The 371-nt window shown below is 46.4% G+C and carries 1 protein-coding gene; it reads right to left on the bottom strand.

Annotated elements, in window-relative coordinates; all coding sequences use genetic code 11:
* The coding region (locus CWC16_RS19790; protein ID WP_138542718.1) for an aldehyde dehydrogenase family protein at positions 1-371 on the bottom strand (371 nt) is incomplete at both ends.

The raw sequence follows: 371 nt of genomic DNA, 5'->3' as shown, positions 1-371 counted from the left end.
TGCCGTTACCGTATGGGTTGTTATTAATAAGCGTAATTGCTTCATCTAAACTATCGACAAATACACAGCAAAGGACTGGGCCAAATATTTCTTCTTTGTAGATATCCATTTGAGTTGTGACGTTTGAAAACAGGGTTGGACCTACCCAGTTACCACTTTCATAACCCTCAACTCTAAAATCAGAGCCGTCTAGCAAACACGTTGCGCCTTGCTGCTTACCACTGTCAATCAGCGACAGAATACGCGCTTTAGCCTGCGGCGTCGTTTGCGGACCATAAGCGGCTTCAGGATCATCCCATACGCCAGGACGAACCTTCGCCATTGCGTCTTTAAGTTCCTCTACCCACTGTTGTGATTGCCCAACAAACACG

It is taken from the genome of Pseudoalteromonas sp. S3776 (genome assembly GCF_005886915.1).
Classification (GTDB): Bacteria; Pseudomonadota; Gammaproteobacteria; order Enterobacterales; family Alteromonadaceae; genus Pseudoalteromonas.
The sequence above is the reverse complement of the archived record's forward strand: the minus strand, read 5'-3'. Positions and strand labels throughout refer to the sequence as shown.